The 17147-nt window shown below is 44.3% G+C and carries 20 protein-coding genes; 15 read left to right on the top strand and 5 right to left on the bottom strand.

Translation table 11 applies throughout. From position 1 onward, the window contains the following. Positions 1–425: 425 nt before the first annotated feature. The 3 genes from ACH0QE_RS10655 to ACH0QE_RS10665 form a co-directional block, all read right to left on the bottom strand. Positions 426–1379, bottom strand: coding sequence for an alpha/beta hydrolase (locus ACH0QE_RS10655; protein WP_415800659.1), 954 nt, complete (start codon positions 1377–1379; stop codon positions 426–428). 341 nt (positions 1380–1720) lie between these two features. After that, positions 1721–1852, bottom strand: coding sequence for a hypothetical protein (locus ACH0QE_RS10660; RefSeq protein WP_264190911.1), 132 nt, complete (start codon positions 1850–1852; stop codon positions 1721–1723). Between the two features lie 72 nt (positions 1853–1924). Further along, positions 1925–2827, bottom strand: a complete 903-nt coding sequence (locus ACH0QE_RS10665) for a hydroxymethylglutaryl-CoA lyase (protein WP_415800660.1) — start codon at positions 2825–2827, stop codon at positions 1925–1927. Between the two features lie 150 nt (positions 2828–2977). Here ACH0QE_RS10665 and ACH0QE_RS10670 point away from each other — a divergent pair, with 150 nt between their 5' ends. The 6 genes from ACH0QE_RS10670 to ACH0QE_RS10695 all read left to right on the top strand — a co-directional run bounded on the left by ACH0QE_RS10670 (position 2978) and on the right by ACH0QE_RS10695 (position 7659). After that, the gene (locus ACH0QE_RS10670; RefSeq protein WP_415800661.1) at positions 2978–4165 is read left to right on the top strand and encodes an acetyl-CoA C-acetyltransferase; all 1188 of its coding nucleotides are present in this window, start codon (positions 2978–2980) and stop codon (positions 4163–4165) included. Between the two features lie 72 nt (positions 4166–4237). Beyond that, the gene (locus ACH0QE_RS10675; protein ID WP_415800662.1) at positions 4238–4927 is read left to right on the top strand and encodes a CoA transferase subunit A; all 690 of its coding nucleotides are present in this window, start codon (positions 4238–4240) and stop codon (positions 4925–4927) included. A gap of 29 nt (positions 4928–4956) precedes the next feature. Beyond that, the gene (locus tag ACH0QE_RS10680) at positions 4957–5625 is read left to right on the top strand and encodes a 3-oxoacid CoA-transferase subunit B (RefSeq protein ID WP_415800663.1); all 669 of its coding nucleotides are present in this window, start codon (positions 4957–4959) and stop codon (positions 5623–5625) included. A 466-nt stretch (positions 5626–6091) separates the two neighbouring features. Continuing rightward, a complete protein-coding gene (locus ACH0QE_RS10685; protein WP_415800664.1) occupies positions 6092–6340 on the top strand; it encodes a YqkE family protein in 249 nt (82 codons plus the stop codon). Next, a complete protein-coding gene (locus ACH0QE_RS10690) occupies positions 6337–6864 on the top strand; it encodes a GrpB family protein (protein ID WP_415800665.1) in 528 nt (175 codons plus the stop codon). Before ACH0QE_RS10685 ends, ACH0QE_RS10690 begins: the two co-directional genes overlap by 4 nt. Positions 6865–6924: 60 nt before the next feature. Beyond that, entirely contained in the window at positions 6925–7659 is a 735-nt protein-coding gene (locus tag ACH0QE_RS10695) for a hypothetical protein (RefSeq protein ID WP_415800666.1), read from the top strand. A 61-nt stretch (positions 7660–7720) separates the two neighbouring features. Here ACH0QE_RS10695 and ACH0QE_RS10700 read toward each other — a convergent pair whose 3' ends face one another. Both ACH0QE_RS10700 and mciZ read right to left on the bottom strand, forming a co-directional pair. Then, positions 7721–8632, bottom strand: coding sequence for an aldo/keto reductase (locus ACH0QE_RS10700; protein WP_415800667.1), 912 nt, complete (start codon positions 8630–8632; stop codon positions 7721–7723). Positions 8633–8692: 60 nt separating this feature from the next. Further along, positions 8693–8839, bottom strand: a complete 147-nt coding sequence (gene mciZ / locus ACH0QE_RS10705; RefSeq protein WP_415800668.1) for a Z-ring formation inhibitor MciZ — start codon at positions 8837–8839, stop codon at positions 8693–8695. A 75-nt stretch (positions 8840–8914) separates the two neighbouring features. Between mciZ and ACH0QE_RS10710 the strand changes: the two genes are divergently transcribed. The 9 genes from ACH0QE_RS10710 to ACH0QE_RS10750 all read left to right on the top strand — a co-directional run bounded on the left by ACH0QE_RS10710 (position 8915) and on the right by ACH0QE_RS10750 (position 16908). After that, positions 8915–9466 (top strand): NUDIX hydrolase, encoded by a 552-nt coding sequence (locus ACH0QE_RS10710; protein ID WP_415800669.1) that lies wholly within the window; start codon positions 8915–8917, stop codon positions 9464–9466. Beyond that, entirely contained in the window at positions 9467–10630 is a 1164-nt protein-coding gene (locus ACH0QE_RS10715; protein ID WP_415800671.1) for an endonuclease Q family protein, read from the top strand. 120 nt (positions 10631–10750) lie between these two features. Then, positions 10751–11392, top strand: a complete 642-nt coding sequence (gene spoIIM / locus ACH0QE_RS10720) for a stage II sporulation protein M (protein WP_415800672.1) — start codon at positions 10751–10753, stop codon at positions 11390–11392. 114 nt (positions 11393–11506) lie between these two features. Further along, positions 11507–11965, top strand: coding sequence for a Fur family transcriptional regulator (locus ACH0QE_RS10725; RefSeq protein WP_415800673.1), 459 nt, complete (start codon positions 11507–11509; stop codon positions 11963–11965). 186 nt (positions 11966–12151) lie between these two features. Beyond that, positions 12152–12379 (top strand): YqzK family protein, encoded by a 228-nt coding sequence (locus ACH0QE_RS10730; protein ID WP_415800674.1) that lies wholly within the window; start codon positions 12152–12154, stop codon positions 12377–12379. Positions 12380–12384: 5 nt separating this feature from the next. Further along, complete coding sequence (gene xerD, locus ACH0QE_RS10735; protein WP_415800675.1) at positions 12385–13278, top strand: site-specific tyrosine recombinase XerD; 894 nt, start codon at positions 12385–12387, stop codon at positions 13276–13278. Between the two features lie 264 nt (positions 13279–13542). Beyond that, entirely contained in the window at positions 13543–14724 is a 1182-nt protein-coding gene (deoB, locus tag ACH0QE_RS10740) for a phosphopentomutase (protein WP_415800676.1), read from the top strand. A gap of 12 nt (positions 14725–14736) precedes the next feature. Further along, positions 14737–15558, top strand: a complete 822-nt coding sequence (locus ACH0QE_RS10745; protein WP_415800677.1) for a purine-nucleoside phosphorylase — start codon at positions 14737–14739, stop codon at positions 15556–15558. Positions 15559–15603: 45 nt separating this feature from the next. Next, positions 15604–16908: a pyrimidine-nucleoside phosphorylase gene (locus tag ACH0QE_RS10750; RefSeq protein WP_415800678.1), complete on the top strand. Its 1305-nt coding sequence runs from the start codon at positions 15604–15606 to the stop codon at positions 16906–16908. Positions 16909–17147: the final 239 nt, after the last annotated feature.

Genomic DNA, 17147 nt, shown 5'->3' on the forward strand with positions numbered 1-17147 from the left:
CTTCATGAAGTTATCTTAATCCAGCTCCAGCGCCTAGCCCCTCGAGTCGCTTCGGTCCGCCCAATGAAGTCAAAGAACGACTTCACCGGTCGGCCCTCCAGCGCTTGTCAGGGCTGAACGAGGCGCTTGCGCTTTTTGTTCCGCCCGTTGGAATCGGAACAAGTTCCCTAACGGACAAACCGGAGGCTGAAACGGAGAAAAATGTCCGATAGAAAGGCTATAACGGACAAATCGAGGCCTGAAACGGAGAAAAATGTCCGATAGAAAGACTCTAACGGACAAACGGAAGCGGGAACAAGAGAAAGGTGTCCGAAGAAAACCCCTAATGGACAAACCGGAGTCGTGAAAAGAAAATAGTGTCCGATGGGCTTCTGTGTTCTGATGAAATAAAAATAGTCACCAATAGTCCTATTGGTGACATAACATTACTGATCCACAACAGCAGTATCGTCAACTGCATTCCCTTCCTGGGCGAATCCATATTCCTCAAGAAATTCATCAAGAACCTTTTCATATTGTTCCCGGTTTTCACTATAGGATTGGGCATGGAGGCCATTTTCAGCCATGAATAGTTTTTTCGGCCCTTTTTTCTGTTCGAACAAGGCCTCGGTCATCGATGGCAGGATGAAATCGTCCATGCGGCTATGGATGAAAAGAATCGGATTTTTAATATTTTCGATAACTGCAATCGGAGATACCTGACTCAAAGAATATTTATCACGGATGCGGATGAACATACTGGCGACTGGCAGCAATAGTTTTGGAGGCAAAAGCTTAACCTCTTCCTTGATGCGGTAAGCGAGCTGTTCGCTGAAGTCAGAGAATGGGCAATCTGCCACATAGAAGTCCGCACCGTCCTCAATCATGCCGGCATAAAGGAGCAGGGTAGCCGCTCCCATTGACTCCCCGTGGATGCCAAGAAGCAAATCTGGACCTTTCTCTTCCCTCAGCCAGTCTACCACCGATTTAAGGTCGAATTTCTCATAATATCCGTAGCTGGTGGTCTTCCCGCCGGACTCTCCATGGCGGCGGTGGTCGTAGATAACCGCATTGAAGCCTCTGTTCAAAAACAAGTTCATGTATTTCACGGAATTCGTCTTGCTCTGGGTAACTCCATGGGCAATGATGATGTAACGGTTTGTCTTGTGCGGTTCGACAAGGACTGCTTTCAGCGGATACCCGAAGGAAGAGGGGATGCTGACTTCCCTTTTTGGCAGTGCATCATATTCATCTGGGACCAGATGGCCAGCGTCTTTTTCCCGGTTGAAGATTTCATCATCCTCTTTCTTTTTCAGGAACATGACTTTATTGGATATATAAACTCCCAGCGAGGCCAGGACAAGCAAGAAAGAAAACAACACACGGAATGCCTTTCTCAAGCTGAACCCTCCGTCTAACTCATTTTCTCTATTTTACCATTCACAACGATAAAACAAACATTAAAAAGACCGCCGAATCAGGCGGTCCACCACAAGTTATAAGAATGGATTATATTACTTCGAGAAATGTCCAGCTCCAGCGCCTAGCCAGTTTTCATCCCTGAGAGTGCTTCCTCGAGTATCTTGCGAGAAGCGTTAGCTTTGAGCAGCTCGAGTCGCTTGTCTAGCTGCGGCTCCTAACTCCTCGAGACGTTTCGGTCCTGCCAATGAAGTCAAAGAGCGACTTCACTGACAGGTCCTCCAACGCTTGTCGGGGCTGACCAAGGCGCTTACGCTTTTCTTTATTGCTGTGAATTTTGGCGCTTTGTTGGGTGAATCGCTTTTTCAAGATCCTCGGCGGCAATCTGCTGTTTTACCGTATCTGCGTTTGGCTTGCCTTGCTGGCTGTAGCCTTTATCACGTTTTTGGCTCATGCAACATGCTCCCTTCTTCAAAATAACCTCATCTAATAAGATGGATTCAAGAGCAGGAGCTTATGCAAAAAGTTAAACAGTAACAGAATTCAGCTTGAAATAAGTGCTTTCAATAGGCCTTGAGATATGAGGCTGAATAACCTCAATACCCTTGAGCAGCTTGTCAAGATCGACGCCGGTTTCGATCCCCATCCTGTGAAGCATATAGACGACATCCTCAGTAGCAGCGTTGCCTGCAGCACCCGGAGCGAATGGGCATCCACCCAGGCCGCCTGCAGAAGTGTCGAACCGAGTAACTCCTGCCTGGAGAGCGGCAAAAATATTCGACAGGGCCAGCTTTCTTGTATCATGGAAATGCGCAGTCAGCAGCACATCCGGGTAGGCATCCCTCAGTTTGGAAAATAAAGAATAGGACTCATGAGGTGCAGCCATGCCGATTGTATCGGCGACGCTCAGTTCATCGACCCCGGCCTCAACGAATTCGCCGCATAGTGCAAGCACTTCATCTTCGTCAATTTTGCCTTCATACGGGCAATAAAAAGCAGTTGAGATGCATGCACGCACAAAATAATCCTTCGACTTAAGCTCTGCGATCAATGGCAGAACCTCGGCTAGGCTCTCAGTAGTCGTTTTGTTGATATTCTTTTGGTTAAAGGTATTGCTAACACCGACGAACACAGCGACCGCTTTGCAATCAGTCATATAGACGCGTTCTATTCCCTTTTTATTAGGAGCGAGGACGATATTCCTCGTGTTGCTGTCAAGGCAGTCAGCAACGATCTCTGCGGCATCGCTCATCTGTGGCACCCATTTAGGAGATACGAATGATGTAAGCTCCATCTCTTTGACTCCGGCATTCTTCAATGAATTGATAAATTCTTTTTTCACTTCGGTAGGGACAAAGCTTTTTTCATTTTGAAGCCCGTCTCTCGGGCCAACTTCAATTATTTCAACCTTCTCGGGAAGCTTCAGCATTTGATATAACCCTCCTCTTAAGATATCTTAATTGTAAATAGAATATTTTTAAAAATGCAAGAATAAATAAAATTTTGATAAAATAAAAGGGATTTTATCAAAAGCAATCGAAGTAATTAAAATGTGAGAACTAGAGAAAGGGTGAGCAATTTGAGCAAGACTGAAGCAGTAATCGTAGCTGCAGTAAGGACAGCAATTGGCAGCTTTAATGGTAGTTTGAAGAATATTTCCGCACCAGACCTCGGTGCGGCGGTAATTAAAGATGCATTGAAGCAGGCTGGCGTTCAGCCTGGACAAGTGGATGAAATCATCATGGGCAATGTGCTTCAGGCTGGTCTTGGGCAAAACCCGGCAAGACAGGCAGCGATTAAGGCGGGTATTCCTGAAAGCGCTTCCTCTATGACCATCAATAAAGTGTGCGGATCAGGCTTGAAGGCCGTCCATCTGGCAGCACAAGCCATCATAGCAGGTGATGCGGAAGTCGTCGTGGCTGGCGGAATGGAGAATATGAGCCAGGCTCCATATTTATTGAAAAATGCACGGGATGGATTCAAGATGGGTGACCAGAAGCTTGTCGACAGCATGACTTCAGACGGACTCACGTGTGCTTTCAATGACTACCATATGGGGGTTACGGCTGAAAATCTGTGCGCAAAATATGAAATTGGCCGAAGCGAGCAGGATGAATTCGCGGCAGATAGCCAGGAAAAGGCGGCAAAGGCGATTGAAGAAGGCAGGTTCAAGGATGAAATCGTGCCGATTGAAATCCCGCAGCGAAAAGGTGATCCGGTCGTTTTTGATACGGATGAGTATCCGAAAAAAGGGACAACATCGGAAAAGCTTGGCGGCCTTCGTCCAGCATTCAAAAAGGATGGCAGCGTAACAGCGGGGAACGCGTCAGGAATCAATGATGGAGCTGCTGCGTTGGTTGTCATGAGCCGAGCGAAGGCAGAAGAACTTGGCTTAAAACCGCTCGTTGTCATTAAGGGGAATGCGAGCGCGGGCGTTGATCCAAGCATCATGGGCATCGGGCCGGTTGACGCAGTTAAGAAAGCATTGAATAAAGCGGGCATGACAATGGAAAATATGGAGCTGATCGAAGCGAATGAAGCGTTTGCGGCTCAATCACTGGCTGTCGACCGTGAGCTTAATTTTAACAAGGACATCCTGAATGTGAATGGCGGGGCGATTGCGCTGGGCCATCCAATCGGGGCAAGCGGAGCCAGAATCCTTGTTACGCTGATTCATGAAATGAAGCGCCGTAACGCGAAGACCGGGCTTGCTACCCTGTGCATAGGCGGAGGACAGGGTGTCGCAACAGTTGTGGAGCTCGCTTAAGTCTATTAATCTTTTAACTTAAATTTGGCACCAGCATTTGCTTGTGCTTCCATAGTCAAAGGGGGAAGAACGATGAAAAGAATTTGCACATCCTTTCAAGACGCAGTGGCGGATATCCATGATGGCGCGACCTTGATGGTTGGCGGCTTTGGTCTCTGCGGGATCCCGGAAAATGCCATCCTGGCACTTGTTGAAAAAGGGGTAAAAGACCTGACTGTCATCTCCAATAACTGTGGCGTTGATGACTGGGGCCTTGGCCTGCTGTTAAAGAACAAGCAGATTAAGAAAATGGTAGGTTCCTATGTGGGAGAAAACAAAGAATTCGAGAGACAAGTATTATCTGGAGAGATCGAAGTCGAACTGATTCCTCAGGGTACGCTTGCGGAAAAAATCAGGGCAGGCGGTGCAGGGATTCCGGCGTTCTATACACCAGCAGGAGTAGGGACACCGATCGCGGAAGGAAAAGAAACTCGTATGTTCAACGGCAAGGAATATTTGCTTGAAGAATCGCTGACTGCGGATTTCAGCATCGTCCGTGCGTGGAAGGGCGATAAAATGGGGAACCTTGTCTATCATAAAACGGCAAGGAACTTCAATCCGATGATTGCAGCGGCCGGCAGGGTCACCATTGCCGAAATCGAGAATTTATATGAAGTAGGAGAATTAGATCCAAACAGTATCCATACTCCAAGCATTTATGTCCAGACACTGATTGAGGGCAATCAGGAGAAACGGATTGAAAGGCTGACAGTGAGAAGTTAACTCTGACTGATCATGAAAGGAGAAGGCATATGATTAAAAACAAAGGGAATGTCCGGGAGAAAATCGCGCGCCGGGCTGAAAAAGAAATCGAAAATGGTTTTTACGTAAACCTTGGGATCGGGATGCCGACATTGGTTGCAAATTTCATTTCCGACGACAAGCAGGTTGTCCTGCAGTCTGAAAACGGCTTGCTTGGAATTGGACCTTATCCAGCCGAGGACAGCGTCGATCCAGATTTGATCAACGCAGGCAAAGAAACGGTTACGGCGATTCCAGGTGCTGCGTATTTTGATTCTGCTGAGTCATTCGCAATGATCCGCGGAGGACACATCAATATTGCCATCCTTGGCGGAATGGAAGTCTCGGAAGCTGGCGATCTTGCTAACTGGATGATTCCAGGAAAGATGATCAAGGGCATGGGCGGTGCAATGGACCTTGTCCATGGAGCACAAAAAATCATCGTCATCATGGAGCATGTGAACAAGAGCGGTGATGCGAAAATCCTTAAGGAATGCAGCCTGCCACTGACAGGAAAAGGTGTTGTCAACCGCATTATCACAGATATGGCGGTCATTGACGTAACTTCATTTGGGCTGAAGCTTGTTGAAGTAGCTTCCGGCTACACAGTCGACGATGTCATCAAATCAACAGAGCCTGAACTGCAAGTAGACGACTCAGTTGTCATAGACGCATATTGATCAATCGGGAACGCCTGTAAAAGGGCGTTCCTTCTTCGTTAATGTGCAGTAGGTCCAGATTGATTTTAATTATTTGTTTCCGATGGTATAATTTTTTGAAAATGCCTGTAATAAGCCAATTATTGTTTCAAAAGTCATGTTGATTGTAGTGGAAGGCGCGTAGACTCCTCCGAAAATGCTAACGCATTTCCATCGTACGTGGGAAGGGTTGAGGAAGCTCTTCAAAGTCCTGCGGGATGAGCAATTCATGTGAGACCCCACAGGCGCTTAGAGCGCCTAGGAGGCTCACAGACTGCAAGGAAGAATTTGATGTTTGAAAAAGCCGGCAGTAGGGCTTTTTCATAATTCTTCCCCGCGGAAAGCGAAGCGCCTGGAACGGAAATCAACAGACTAGTTTAACAATCCAAAATAAGGCTCTGAAAATTGAACCAATTTTACCAAAAAGCATAGAACCGAGGGATCAACAATGAAAAAGAAACAAAAACGTCAGCAACAAGTGAAAAAAGAGGAAAAGCCAGCAACTCTTGGCGATCTCCTGAATCAGGATATCATGCAAAAGTTAAAAGCCCAGCAAGAACAATTGAAGGAAGAGGAAGAAAAGAAAAAGCAGGCTGAATTGGAACGCAGGAAGGAAGAGAAGCGTTTAAGAGAAAAAAACAAATCGTTTGAAGAATTGCTCTCCGAAAGCAACATGGATTGGAAGAAATTCAAATGACAAGAAGAAGAGTCGAAGTAGTTCCATACAATTCTGATTGGAAAACGCTTTTTGAAAATGAGAAGCAGCTTCTGGAGTCCATCTTTTTACCAGCAGAAGTAGAAATTCACCATATCGGCAGTACATCTGTTCCAGGCCTTAGCGCCAAGCCAATCATAGACATCATGTTAGCAGCTGACAGCCTTGGACAAATTGAAAAGGTAACACCTGGCATAGAGGCTGCTGGTTACGAGGCGAAGGGGGAGAATGGCATCCCTGGGCGGCGCTATTTTCAAAAGCATGACGAAAATGGTGTCCGAAAAGTACATTTGCACTCTTTTGAAAAAGGCAGCCACCAATTTTACAGGCATCTTGTATTCCGTGATTATTTAAGGACTCATCCTCAGGAAGCCAGCAAATACGCTGATGTAAAAGAAAAAGCTGCCCGAAAATATGAATTCGACATCGATTCCTACATAGCTGAAAAATCTCCGATTGTGAAGGAGCTTGAGCAAAAAGCAATGCAATGGAGACCGGTCAAATAACAAATGTTTTGCTTCCTGTACGAAAGGGCAATAAGGTAAAAAAAGCAAAGGAGCAAAGCTTTGTTACTTATAACCTTCATACTGGCAGCTGGATTCGTTTCAATCCATTTATTTTCAAGATATTTACCTTTCCTCGAAAGCGTACCTCGAAGCAGACTGCTTTCAGCTGCAGGAGGCATTTCTGTAGCCTATGTGTTCATCCATCTGCTTCCTGAGTTGAATAAGCATAACCAGGTCCTTGATAGGAGTATCGAATCTGCAGCCCTCAAGTTCTTCGAAAACCATACATATATAGTAGCGATGATTGGTTTGGCGGTTTTTTATGGCTTAGAACGGATGGTTAAAACTTCAAAGAAAAAACAGCAGAAGAAAAACAACTTGGACCGAGCTTCAAAAGGTGTTTTTTGGATCCATATCGTTTCGTTTTTCCTTTATAACAGTTTGATAGGATATCTACTGCTTCATGGAGAACAGGAAACAATTTCCGGATTGATATTTTACTTTATTGCACTTTCTGTCCATTTTATCACCAGCGACCATGCGCTTAGGGAAGCGCATAAGGAAATATATGACCGTATAGGGAGATGGCTGCTTGCTGCCGCAATATTGACAGGCTGGGTAATCGGCATTGCCTGGAAAGTGAATGAAAACATTATTGCTGTGCTTTTTGCACTGCTTGCAGGCGGAGTCATCTTGAATGTAATGAAAGAGGAGCTCCCGGAGGAAAGGGAGAGTGATTTTTGGGCCTTTTCCGCTGGACTGGCAGGCTATACACTTTTATTAATGCTGGCGTAAAGTAAATAGTCATAAAGAGAAAAAGGAACCCGTAAAGCTGAACGGGTTCCTTTTTTGGCTCTTATCTGTGCTGGTCATATTTATTTGCTTTCGTAATTGATTTAATTAAATTCACTTCCTCAGAAGACAGCGAAGCGGAACTTGCAGCCCTGGCATTTTCTCTTATTTGTTCAGGGGTGCTTGCCCCGGCTACAACAGAAGCTACTGCAGGATGTGCTAAATTATACTGAATGGCAACTTCTGCAAGGGATCTCGATGAAGCCACCTTCTGTTTCAATAAAGGAAGGACCTCTGCCAATTGGTCATAGCTGTAATCAAGATACCCTTTGGAAGCTGCCTTTTCGAGCATTCTGTCACTTAGCATCCCTTTAGCGACCGTACCTCTCGTTACCACACTAATGTTTTTATCTTGCAGCAGCGGCAGCGATTCTTCCTCAGGGCTGCGGTCAAGAATGCTGTATTGCATCATGACAGATACGATGCTGGATTTTTTCGCATATTCACGAATGACATTCGGTCTTATGGACGAAATGCCATAATATTTAATATAGCCTTCATCCTTCAATTCTTCAAAGGCCTCGATAGTTTCATCAATGTTATCTTCAATTGTCCCGCCGTGCAGCTGGTAAAGATCAATATAATCGGTATTCAGTCTTTTCAGGCTTTGCTTGACGGCTTCTTTGATGTAGGCCTTAGAAGGATCCCATGTCCAGCTGTCCTTTGTGTCGGTCCAACGATTGCCAGCTTTCGTGGCGATAACCACCTGCTCCCTGACATTCTTTAAAGCTTTTCCTACTATCTTTTCATTCTCCCCGAAATCATATAAATCAGCGGTATCAAAATAGTTGATTCCTTCTTCCAGGGCAGATTCAATCACTGCCTGTCCCTTTGGATAGTCTGTTCCAAGCGACATGCATCCAAGGCCGATTTCACTGACAAGCAAATCAGAAGTACCTAATTTCCGTCTCTTCATAAGTAATCACTCCGTTCCAATGTTGGTTTCATTTTAACGAAAGGAATGGAGTGCATTCAACTATTCTGGATGGCGGACCGGCTGATTGACTGTTTCAATCCAATCTTTAACAAACTCATGCTTTTTGCCATACTCTTTTAAAATGGTTTTGATTTCCCATGCCTTCCCCGCAAGAGTGATTCCCTGGCCATGAACGTAAATTTTCATCCGTCTGCTCCTTTCAGATAAGTATGATAAAATGTATGAGAATTTGATATGTGATTAGAACAGGAGTGGACATGTATGAAATCTCTTGAAGAAAAAACATTGAAGACGGAGAAGATTTTTACAGGTAAGGTCATTAGCCTGCAGGTAGACGATGTAGAATTGCCGAATGGAAAAACGTCAAAAAGGGAGATCGTCAAGCACCCAGGGGCAGTCGCGGTTATTCCGGTCACAGCTGATCATAAAATCATCATGGTTGAACAATATCGGAAGGCTCTAGAAAGGACGATTGTCGAAATCCCGGCAGGAAAGCTTGAGGCCGGAGAGAAGCCGGAAATTTGTGCTGCCCGAGAACTTGAGGAAGAGACAGGCTATGAATGCGCTAATTTGGAATGGCTGATCTCCTTCTACACGTCTCCAGGATTCGCAGATGAAATCATTCATGTATATAAAGCAACAGGATTAACTAAAAAAGCTAACCCGGCAGCAGCGGATGAGGATGAATTTGTCAATTTAATGGAGATAACCCTTGAAGAAGCGATCCAGCTCGTTAAAGAACAAAAGATTTTCGACGCAAAAACAGCATTTGCAGTACAGCACCTGCAATTGCAGGAGGCATTAGATAATTAAATGCAAGAATACTTCGTTGATCTTCACATTCATATTGGCAGGACGAAATCAGGCCGAGCTGTAAAAATCACCGGAGCAAAATCACTGACATTCAGCAATATCATCCGCCACGCAAGGGACTATAAAGGGTTAAATATGATAGGGGTTATTGACAGCCACTCACCTGAAGTTCTTGATGAAATGGAAGATTTGCTTAATGCGGGTGAGTTGGCGGAACATCCTGAGGGCGGTTTGAATTATGGCGGGATGAGTGTCATCCTTGGTTCAGAGCTTGAGATAAATGATGAAAGCACCCAGGGTCCCATCCATGTATTATGCTATCTTCCCAGTTTGCAAACGATGAGGACTTTTTCGAACTGGCTAAAGAACCACTTGAAAAATATTCATCTAAGCTCCCAGAGAGTCTATATTTCTGGCCGTGTTTTGCAAAAGAAGGTTAAGGAACTTGGAGGTATCTTTATTCCCGCTCATGTATTTACACCCTTCAAAAGCTTATACGGAAAAGGTGTTGAGAGTTCTCTTTCAGAGGTTTTTGATGCAGACCTGATTGATGGCATTGAATTAGGCTTAAGCTCTGATACGAACATGGCTGACCAGGTGGCTGAACTTCACCGTTATCCATTTGTAACGAATTCCGACGCCCACTCTCTTGCGAAAATTGCGAGAGAATACCAGAAAATCGAAATGGCTGAGCCATCTTTTCGTGAACTGGGACTTGCTTTAAATCAATCAGAAGGCAGGGGTATCAAAGCAAATTACGGTCTAGATCCCCAGCTTGGAAAGTATCATCGTACAGTCTGTGCAGAATGCCAAGCTTACAATCCAACATATGATGAAGCGTGTTCTGAATGCGGATCCGTCAAAAAGGTAAAAGGTGTCGCCGACAGAATACAGGAACTAAGATCATCAGAAGGAAATCAGAATGAAAGACCGCCCTATATCCACCAGGTGCCACTCGAATTCATTCCAGGCCTTGGACCGAAAATGTTAGAAAAACTGATGAACCACTTCGGTACAGAAATGGCCGTCCTTCATTCTGTGCCTCTCGATTCTTTGAAACAGGTCATTCCAGAAAAGACAGCCGTAACCATAGATAGAGCAAGAAAAGGCCAGCTCGCCTTTCACGCAGGCGGAGGCGGCAAATACGGGAAAATAACAGATTGAAAAAATCCGGTCCATTGGGCCGGATTTTTCAATCTATTAACTTAGAAATAGAAGCATTACAGTCATAGACTCCTTGTCCTTGCATATGATGATAGTAACCAATATGCAGGAGGAAGAGAGATGAAGAAACGAAGTTACCAGGACGTCGCAGTAACCCATTTAAGAGAATATTCCTCAATCTATCTTTTTGTCATTGTCCTGTTTTTGATGGGGGTTATCTTTGGGGCAGTAATCGTGAATAGCCTCAGCTTCACTCAAAAAGAGGATTTATTCTATTATTTATCGCAGTTTTTTGGACAGGCTGCTTCCGGAAAAGTAGCAGACGGAAAGGATTTGTTTTTGCAGAGCTTTTTACACAATGGAAAGTTCATAGGTCTAATCTGGATTCTCGGAGTTTCCATCATAGGACTTCCCGTCATACTGATCCTCCTTTTCATGAAGGGGATGGTTGTTGGTTTCACAGTAGGTTTTCTTGTCAACCAAATGCAATGGGATGGATTTCTGCTATCCTTTGTTTCCATCCTGCCGCAAAACTTTATCATTATACCAGTTTTTATTATTACGGCAGCAATGGCGGTGACTTTTTCCTTGAAAATGATACGGAACCAATTCATGAAGAAAATCAATCAGCCAATTATGCCGCAGTTTTTTAGATATATCTTCTCATTTGTCGCCGCTCTTGTATTCTTGGCTGTGGCGGCAGGGGTGGAGGCATATTTATCACCGGCACTATTGAAAGCGGTCATCAATTCGATTAATTAAAATAAGTATTAAATAAAAATAACTATTGTTTCTTATTTGTAATAATTTTATTTTGAATCTCATTTCCCTTCTGGTATAATATAAGAACAGTGGCGGGGGAGTGAGAGTATCGAAATGGAAAACAGAATTGAGAGAATCAAGAAACAGCTGCATTCGTCCAGCTATAAATTAACGCCGCAGCGTGAAGCTACCGTACGCGTGTTGCTTGAACATGAAGAAGACCACTTGAGTGCGGAAGATGTTTATTTGCTTGTCAAAGAGAAATCTCCTGAAATCGGTTTGGCAACAGTATACCGGACACTTGAGCTGCTGACTGAACTGAAAATTGTTGATAAAATCAACTTCGGGGACGGCGTATCCCGTTACGATCTCCGCCAGGAAGGCGCTGCCCATTTCCACCACCACCTGGTCTGCATCGAATGCGGAGCAGTGGATGAAATCCAGGACGACCTTCTTGAAGATGTTGAAGAAATCGTTGAAAGAGACTGGAAATTTAAAATCAAGGACCACCGCCTGACTTTCCATGGTATTTGCCACAGATGCCAGGATAAAGAACCGGCTGAAACTGAATGATCCCAAGACCCTTTTTCCAATGGAGAAAGGGTTTTTTATTTTTCTATTAAAATTGCACCTGGATCAGGTATAATTCTTGTCCAAATTGGCATACAGATTAGTAAATAAGTAAAGTCGAATAGAACATGAGACGACTATGAAAAAGAAGAGCTCATAGTTTTATGTGTCGAGTTGGAGGCAAGAAAAATGAAAGCTTGGTTCGGATTGGTACTGCATACCTTAAAGGTGTTTATATTATTCACTGGATGCACAATCTTATTTTATTATGGTATCATGTGGGTTAACGAAGAATATGAAAGCTATCATCGATATGACGCGCCAGAGGGAGCAGCCATAAAGGTGTCAGGTACTTTTGACGAAGAAAAAGGAAGTATGCTTGAAAGGCTGATACTGTTTTATCTGAATGGGGAGTAATAAACATGGAAGATAGGCTCGACGACTTTATCCACTTTTTAGTTGTTGAAAAGGGACTTTCGAAAAACACAATTGTGTCCTATAAACGAGATTTGAATAGCTATATCACATATCTTAAGAATGTTGAACAGCTTGGAGACTTAAATGGTGTGCAGCGTCCGCAGATTGTTCATTTCCTGGGTCATTTGAAAGACACAGGCAAATCATCAAAAACATTGGCAAGACATATTGCCTCGATCAGGGCTTTCCATCATTTCCTGCTGCGAGAAAAGGCAGTTGACCATGATCCAACAGTCCACATCGAAAGTCCTCAGCATGAAAGGTCCTTGCCTAAGGTATTGAGCATGGAAGAGGTCGAGACACTTCTCGACAGCCCGAAGCTGACAGACCATTTTGGCTATCGTGATAAGGCTATGCTGGAAATGATGTATGCTACTGGTATCCGTGTGAGCGAACTGATTGGGCTAACGCTATCTGATGTCCATCTGACAATGGGGTTTGTCCGCTGCATGGGAAAAGGCAGCAAGGAAAGAATCATCCCGATTGGCAAGACAGCTTCTGCCGCGATCGAGCAATACCTGGAAAAGGGCAGGCCAAAGCTGGTATCCAAAAAACATAAGGATGACTCTTTATTTTTGAATCACCATGGGAAAGGTCTATCACGACAGGGCTTCTGGAAGATTCTTAAGCGCCTTGCGACAGAAGCGGGGATTGAGAAAGAATTGACGCCGCATACGATGCGCCATTCATTTGCCACTCATCTGCTTGAAAATGGTGCCGATCTTCGCGCCGTGCAAGAAATGCTAGGCCACGCGGATATTTCAACTACACAAATTTATACCCATGTAACAAAGACAAGATTAAAGGACGTCTATACAAAGTTCCATCCCCGTGCCTAACAGCTTGACTGTTTGCATCTACGCGCTTGGCGGTCCTTATGGGTGCGTGTTTTGTTAATAGTTTAATAGTTTCATAGAATTGTCATAAAAGGCCGGCTAAAAGTCGGCTTTTTTTCTTGTGTTTTTCATTTTATTTAGTACAATGAAGATGTCAGACTTCTGACAAATGAAAACTCAAGCATTCGATTAACTAAAACTAATAAGGGTATCATAAAATTGTAAAAAAAGTTAGTGACGCATTCACACTTTTAAGGAGGAGAAGGAATGTCGAATACATATAAAAGAGTATTTTTAGTCGTTATGGATTCAGTCGGGATCGGAGAAGCACCAGACGCGGAAAAGTTTGGTGATAAAGGTTCCCATACTTTAGGTCATATCGGTGACAAAATGAACGGATTGAACATGCCTAACATGGGTAAGCTTGGCCTCAGCAATATCGAGGAAATTAAAGGCATCGCACCTGCAGAAAAGCCGCTGGCCTTCTATACAAAGATGGAAGAAGCTTCTAATGGCAAAGATACTATGACAGGCCATTGGGAGATTATGGGTTTGAATATCCAGACTCCATTCCAGGCGTTCCCTGATGGGTTCCCGGAAGAGTTGATATCTGAACTTGAATCACGTACTGGCAGAAAGGTCATCGGCAACAAGCCGGCAAGCGGAACAGAAATCCTTGTTGAGCTTGGCGAAGAGCATGTGAAGACCGGGGCGTTAATCGTCTATACGTCGGCTGATTCTGTTCTGCAGATTGCTGCTCATGAAGAAATCATTCCGATAGAAGAACTTTATGATATTTGTAAAATTGCCAGGGAACTGACACTTGATGAAAAATACATGGTCGGAAGAGTCATCGCAAGACCTTTTGTCGGTGAACCAGGGGACTTCAAACGTACATCCAACCGCCACGACTATGCATTAAAGCCATTTGGCAGGACAGTTATGAATGAATTAAAGGACTCAGGCCTTGACGTACTGGCTATCGGTAAAATATCAGATATCTATGACGGTGAAGGTGTGACCGAATCTTTGCGCACAGTGTCAAATATGGACGGAATGGATAAATTGCTCCAAACCTTGGATCAGGATTTTACAGGATTGAGCTTCCTGAATCTTGTTGATTTTGATGCTCTATTCGGACATCGCCGTAATCCTGAAGGTTATGGCAAGGCACTAGAAGAATACGATGCCCGCCTTCCTGAAGTATTCGAGAAATTGAAAGAAGATGACCTTCTCATCATTACGGCTGACCATGGAAATGACCCGGTTCATCACGGAACAGACCATACACGTGAATACGTGCCACTTCTTGTTTACTCAAAGGGAATGAATGAAGGAAAAGAACTGCCTGTCCGTAAAACATTTGCTGACATCGGTGCAACTGTAGCAGAAAACTTTAATGTGAAAATGCCTGAACACGGAACAAGTTTCTTAAAGGAATTGAAATAAGGAGTGGATTTCATGGATTACAATCAAATTCAAACAGCAGCATCTTTTATCAATGAAAAGCTTAAGCAGCAGCCGAAAATTGGGTTGATTCTCGGTTCTGGGCTTGGTGTCCTGGCTGATGATATCGAAAACCCGGTTAAGATTCCTTACAACGAAATCCCGGGCTTCCCGGTTTCCACTGTAGAGGGTCACGCTGGACAGCTGGTTTGCGGACAGCTAAGCGGTGTGGAAGTAATCGCGATGCAAGGTCGTTTTCATTATTATGAAGGCTACAGTATGGATAAGGTTACTTTCCCGGTTCGCGTTATGAAAGAACTAGGAATTGAAAAACTGATCGTTACGAACGCAGCCGGCGGTGTGAACGAAAGCTTTGAGCCAGGCGACTTGATGATCATCACAGACCATATCAACAATATGGGAACAAATCCGCTTATTGGGCCAAACGATTCACATTTCGGCGTGCGTTTCCCAGATATGAGCGAAGCATATTCAAAGAATTTAAGAGGAATTGCGAAAGAGGTTGCTGACAAGAACAAACTTACTCTCAAAGAAGGAGTATATGTTGGAAATCCTGGACCAGTTTACGAAACACCTGCAGAAGTAAGGATGATTCGTACAATGGGCGGAGACGCAGTCGGAATGTCCACAGTACCAGAAGTCATCGTTGCGAAGCATTCAGGCCTTGAAGTCCTCGGCATTTCTTGCATCTCAAACATGGCAGCAGGGATCCTGGACCAGCCATTAAGCCATGATGAGGTAATCGAAACGACTGAAAAGGTGAAGTCCAGCTTCCTTTTACTAGTAAATGAAATTGTAAAAACGTTAGGAAATTAAGTAATCAATAGCTTCTTGGCTAAATAATGATAAGTGGTGATAATGATGAGAATGGTTGACGTTATTGAGAAAAAACGTGACGGACATGAATTATCAACTGAAGAAATCCAGTTTTTTGTTGATGGATATACAGATGGCTCAATTCCTGATTATCAGGTAAGTGCGCTGACAATGGCGATTTTCTTCCAGGGAATGACGGAAAAAGAACGCGCTGACCTTACGATGGCAATGGTGAAGTCTGGTGACCAGATCGACCTTTCAGCCATTGAAGGAGTAAAAGTCGACAAGCACTCTACCGGTGGTGTAGGCGATACAACAACTCTTGTATTAGGGCCATTAGTTGCTGCTGTCGGTGTTCCAGTCGCAAAAATGTCAGGGCGCGGACTTGGCCATACTGGCGGAACAATCGACAAACTAGAATCCGTTGAAGGCTTCCATGTTGAAATAGGTAATGACGAATTCATCAATCTCGTAAATAAAAATAAAATTGCGGTAATCGGCCAAAGCGGAAACTTAACTCCGGCTGATAAAAAGCTTTATTCACTGCGTGATGTAACCGCAACTGTTGACAGTATCCCGCTTATCGCCAGCTCAATCATGAGCAAGAAGATAGCTGCAGGTGCTGACGCGATTGTCCTGGATGTTAAAACAGGTGCAGGTGCATTCATGAAGACTCTTGATGATTCACGTGAACTGGCAAAGGCAATGGTGCGCATCGGTAATAATGTTGGCCGCAGGACAATGGCTGTTATTTCTGATATGAGCCAGCCGTTGGGATACGCTATCGGTAATGCTTTAGAGGTTAAGGAAGCAATTGATACATTAAAGGGTGAAGGTCCAGAAGACTTGACAGAACTTTGCTTGACGCTCGGAAGCCATATGGTATTCCTGGCTGGAAAAGCTGAGTCACTTGGAGAAGCACGCAGCAAATTAGAAGAAGTGATCAAGAACGGAACCGCTCTTGAAACGTTCAAGGTATTCCTGGCCTCTCAGGGCGGCGATGCTTCTGTTGTTGATGATCCAAGCAGGCTTCCTCAGGCAAAATACACATTCGAGCTTGAAGCAAAAGAAGCAGGTTATGTTGCTGAAATCGTTGCTGACGAAGTCGGAACTGCCGCAATGCTTCTTGGTGCAGGAAGAGCGACAAAGGAATCGGAAATTGATTTGGCAGTAGGTTTGCTATTGCGCAAGAAAATCGGCGACAAAGTCGAAAAAGGCGACGCTCTTTTAACCATTTACAGCAACTTCGAGGATGTAAACGAAGTGAAAGAAATGCTGTATGAAAATATTAAAGTTTCTAGCGAACATGTAGATGCACCGATTCTGGTTCATGAAGAAATTACAGAATAAATAAAGTAGAAAAAGCGAAGAGGCGACTCTTCGCTCAGTTTGTCGACAAAAGGGGTTCGGAATGGTCTCATTCCGAACCCCCTTTTGGATTTCATCGGATTTTTTAAAGAAAATAGACTCTCTTCGCTATACTTTTAGGCCATTACTGGACTTCTCCAAGTCCAGTTGGCCATCTTCTTCAAGTTCAAGGCAGCGAAAGTAAGCATCGCCTGCATCGACAATTTTTTAAGCCCCCTTAG

It is taken from the genome of Mesobacillus sp. (assembly GCF_047739415.1).
Taxonomy (GTDB): Bacteria; Bacillota; Bacilli; order Bacillales; family Cytobacillaceae; genus Mesobacillus.